Origin of the sequence: Streptomyces sparsogenes subsp. cuspidosporus (genome assembly GCF_039532705.1) — a bacterium.
In the GTDB taxonomy this organism is placed as follows: Bacteria; Actinomycetota; Actinomycetes; order Streptomycetales; family Streptomycetaceae; genus Streptomyces; species Streptomyces sparsogenes.
The window spans coordinates 1-4,857 of record NZ_BAAASD010000104.1 but is presented as its reverse complement, the minus strand read 5'-3'; the positions used below and the strand labels follow the sequence as shown (position 1 = coordinate 4,857).

The window sequence follows — 4,857 nt, the reverse complement described above, 5'->3', positions numbered from 1 at the left end:
CGGTCATTCCGGTGGTGTCGAACGTGACCGGTGCGGTGGCCGATGCGGGTGAGTTGTGCAGTGTGGAGTACTGGGTGCGGCACGCGCGGGAGGCGGTGCGCTTCGCCGACGGCGTGGAATGCCTGGTGGACCGAGGGGTGACGGACTTTGTCGAGGTCGGGCCCGACGCGGTGCTGAGCGGCCTGGTGCAGGGGCGCGGCGAGGGCGTTCTCGCGGTGCCCGCGGTGCGGGCCGGTCAGGGCGAGGTGGACTCGTTCGTCTCGGCGCTGGCGCGGCTGCACGTGCGGGGCACCCGCGTGACCTGGCCGACCCTGCGCCCCGGCCCCCGGGTCGAGCTGCCCACCTACGCCTTCCACCGACAGCGCTACTGGCCGCACCGCTCCGGACCGGTCGGCGTGGAATCGGCCATCGGCTCGGTGGGACTCGAACCCACCGGACACCCGCTGCTCGGCGCCGGGATCCGGCCGGCCGAGGGCGACGGCGTGCTCCTCACCGGCCGTCTCTCGCCGGCCGAGCAGCCCTGGCTGGCCGACCACGCGGTGCTGGACACGGTGCTCTTCCCCGGCGCCGGCTTCGTCGAGATGGCGCTGCGGGCCGGCGACGAGGTCGGCTGCGACGGTGTCGAGGAACTGACGCTCCACGCGCCCCTGGTACTGCCCGAAGGGACCACCGCGCGGGTCCAGCTCACGGTGGGCGAAGGGGACCAGGACGGCCGGCGCCCCTTCGCGGTGTACGCGAGGACCGGCGACGCCGACCCGTGGGCCACCCACGCCACGGGCCTGCTGTCCCCGGCCTCCCCGGCCTCCTTGGCCCGGACGACCCCCGCCGCGCCCCAGGCGTGGCCGCCCGAGGGCGCCGTACCCGTCGCGGTGGACGGCCTCTACGACGAGATGAGCGAGGGCGGCTTCGCCTACGGCCCCGCCTTCCAGGGGCTCAAGGCAGCATGGCGGCGCGGGTCCGAGGTGTTCACCGAGGTGACGCTCCCCGAGGGCGCGGAAGCGGGGGTGGCGGGGGACTTCTGTCTGCACCCCGCCGTACTCGACGCGGCCCTGCACGGCGTGTCCCTGCTGGAGGCGTCCGGCGACCATGAGCCACCGCGTGGCCTGCCGTTCTCCTGGGAGGGCGTGCGCGTGTACGCCACCGGGGCGACCGCGGTGCGCGTCCGCCTCGCCCTGTCGGCCACCGGCGGCGTCACGGTCACCATGACCGACGGCGGCGGGCTGCCGGTGGCCTCCGTCGACACCCTGGCCCTGCGCCCGGTCAGCGGCGAACAACTGCGCGCCGCGCGCGGCCAGGGCGACTGGCTGTACCGCACCGGCTGGGCCGAGCTGTCCCCCGTCCCGGCCGTGGCCGGCGCCTCCCGGCCCGCCTGGGCGGCCGTCGGAGCGGAGGCCGCCGAGCTCACCCGCGCCGCGGACGCCGACACCGAGGCGTACGGGGATCTCGCGGAGCTCGCCGCGGCGCTCGACGCCGGAACAGCGATGCCGGACGCCGTGGTCGTGGTGTGCCCGGACTTCTCCGGAGACATACCGGAGGCGACCAAGGCGGCCACGGGCTGGGCGCTGGAGACGGTGCGGGCCTGGCTCGAGGACGACAGGTTCGCGTCCGGCCGTCTGGTGCTGGCCACCCGAAACGCGACGGCTCGTGACGCAGACGCCCCAGGCCCCGACCTGCCGCACGCCGCGGCCCGCGGCCTGGTGCGCTCAGCCCAGTCAGAACACCCCGACCGCATGGTGCAGCTCGACCTGCCGGCCGATCTCGGCGACGCCACGCCGGCGGCGCTCGTGTCCGCCGTCCGTACCGCACACACGGTCGGCGAACCCGAACTGGTGCTCCGGGACGGCGCGTTGTGGGCGCCCCGACTGGCCCGTACGGCCCCCGCGGCTCCCTCGGCGCGGACCGGAGAGGGCTCGGCGCCGACCGGGGACGGCGCGGTGCGGCCCGGGGACGGCGCGGTGCGGCCCGGGGACGGCTCCGCGCCTGTGTGGGACCCGCACGGCACCGTGCTCATCACCGGCGGCACCGGCGTCCTCGGCGGCGCCGTGGCCCGGCACCTGGCCGCCGAGCACGGCGTGCGCCACCTTCTGCTGCTCGGCCGTCAGGGGCCGCGTGCCGCGGGCGCCCAGGAGCTGGTGACCGCGCTCGCCGAACTCGGCGCCGAGGCCACGGTGGCCGCCTGCGACGCGGCGGACCGGGAGAGCCTGGCCGCCGTCCTCGCGGACATCCCCGCCGACCGGCCGCTGCGCGCGGTGGTCCACTCCGCCGGCGTCGTGGACGACGGCGTCATCTCCTCGCTGACCCGGGAGCGGGTCGACACCGTGCTGCGCCCCAAGGCGCAGGCAGCCTGGAACCTGCACGAGCTCACCGCGGACCGCGAGCTCACCGCCTTCGTGCTGTTCTCGTCGGCGGCCGGCGTGCTGGGCGCGGTGGGCCAGGCCAACTACGCGGCGGCCAACACCTTCCTCAACGCCCTGGCCGAGCACCGCAGGGCGAAGGGGCTCGCCGCGCACGCCCTGGCCTGGGGCCTGTGGGAGCAGCGCAGCACCATGTCGCAGGTCATGAGCGAGCAGGACCTCGCCCGGGTCTCCCGCGGCGGCATGTCGGCCCTGTCCATGGAGGACGGCCTGGCGCTGTTCGACGCGGCGCTGGCCGCGGACGAACCGGTGCTCGTCCCGATGGCGTTCGATCCGGCCGCCGTCCGCCGCGACACCGCCGGCATCCCCCCGGTGCTGCGCGGCCTGGTACGGACCACATCCCGGCGGGCCTCGGCGGAGGAGCCGACCGGCGGGCTGCGTGACCGGCTGCGCGCCCTGTCCGCGGCCGACCGCGAAGAGACGCTGCTGCGGCTGGTGCTGCGGCACGTCACCGCGGTACTCGGCTACGCGCCCGACAGCGGCCTGGAGCCCGACCGGGCCTTCACCGAACTCGGCTTCGACTCGCTCACCGCCGTGGACCTCCGCAACCAGCTCGCCGCGGCCACCGATGTCCGGCTGCCCGCCACCCTCGTCTTCGACTACCCGACGCCGGTGGCCCTGGCCCGCCACCTGGGCTCACAACTCGTGGGCGGGGAAGCCGAGACGGCGGGCCCGGCCCACCCGGCGCCCGCGGCGGCCGACGACGAGCCGATCGCCATCATCGGCATGAGCTGCCGCTACCCCGGCGGCGTCCGCACGCCCGAGGAGCTGTGGCAGCTGGTCGCCGACGGCCGGGACGGCGTCACGCCCTTCCCCCGGGACCGCGGCTGGAACGTCGACGAGCTGTACGACCCGCAGGGCGCGCGCCCGAACACCAGCTACGTGGGCGAGGGCGGGTTCCTCCACGACGCCGCCGAGTTCGACGCGGAGTTCTTCGGGATCTCGCCGCGCGAGGCGCTGGCCATGGACCCGCAGCAGCGGCTGCTCCTGGAGACCACCTGGGAGGCGCTGGAGCGCGCGGGCATCGACCCCGCCGCCGTGCGCGGCACCAGGGTCGGGGTGTTCGCCGGGCTCATGTACCACGACTACGCCGCCCGGCTGCGGTCCATCCCCGAGGAGGTCGTCGGCTTCCTCGGCAACGGCAACACCGGCTCCATCGCCACCGGCCGCGTGTCGTACACCTTCGGCTTCGAGGGGCCTGCCGTGACGGTGGACACGGCGTGCTCGTCCTCGCTGGTGGCGCTGCACCAGGCGGCCCAGGCGCTGCGCCGCGGCGAGTGCACCCTGGCCCTGGCCGGCGGCGTCGCCGTGATGGCGACCCCGGACTCCTTCGTCGAATTCAGCCGCCAGCAGGGGCTCGCGCCGGACGGCCGCTGCAAGTCCTTCGCCGCCGCCGCCGACGGCACCACCTGGTCCGAGGGCGTGGGCCTGCTGCTGGTGGAGCGGTTGTCGGACGCGCGGCGTCTGGGGCATGAGGTGTTGGCGGTGGTGCGGGGTTCGGCGGTGAACCAGGACGGTGCGTCGAATGGTCTGACGGCGCCGAACGGTCCGTCGCAGCAGCGGGTGATCCGGCAGGCGTTGGCGAGCGCGGGTCTGTCGGCGGCCGATGTGGACGTGGTCGAGGCCCACGGCACCGGCACCCCGCTGGGCGACCCGATCGAGGCCCAGGCCGTCCTCGCCACCTACGGGCAGGAGCGCCCCGACGGGCAGCCGCTCCTGATGGGCTCCTTGAAGTCGAACATCGGTCACACGCAGGCCGCCGCCGGCGTGGCTGGTGTGATCAAGATGGTGGAGGCGATGCGGCGGGGTGTGGTGCCCAGGACGTTGCATGTGGATGAGCCGACGCCGCATGTGGACTGGTCGTCGGGTGCGGTGGAGCTGGTGACGGAGGCGCGTCCGTGGCCGGGGACGGGTCGTCCGCGGCGGGCGGGGGTGTCGTCGTTCGGCATCAGCGGGACGAACGCCCATGTGGTGCTGGAGGAGGCCCCGGCGGAACAGCCCTCCGGGGCCGCGGACGGGCCCGGTGCCGGCTCGGGTGAGGCCGCGCCCGAGGGTGTGGTGCCGTGGGTGCTCTCGGCCCGGTCGGCCGCGGGGTTGCGGGGGCAGGCCGTGCGGTTGCGGGAGTTCGCGGCCGGGGCGGAGGCCTCCGACGCGGATATCGCCTGGTCGCTGGTGTCGACCCGGGCGAACCTCGAACACCGCGCCGTGGTCAGCGGCCGCACTCGCGAAGACCTGCTGCGCGGCCTGGACGCCGTCATCTCCGGAGAGCCCGCGCCGCACACCGCGCTGGACCGCGCGAAGCCCGGACGCCCCCTCGCGCTGGTGTTTTCGGGTCAGGGGGCGCAGCGGTTGGGGATGGGTGCGGGGTTGGTGGGGTTGCCGGGGTTCGGTGAGGTGTTCGGGGAGGTGTGTGGGGCGTTCGACGGTGTGTTGGAGGTGCCGT

Annotated in this window: 1 protein-coding gene; it reads left to right on the top strand. The window is 75.5% G+C overall.

Annotation, left to right across the window (positions count from 1 at the left end; all coding sequences use genetic code 11):
- Positions 1–23: 23 nt before the first annotated feature.
- On the top strand, positions 24–4,857 hold a 4,834-nt coding region (locus tag ABFY07_RS42400; protein ID WP_346179571.1), incomplete at its 3' end, for a type I polyketide synthase.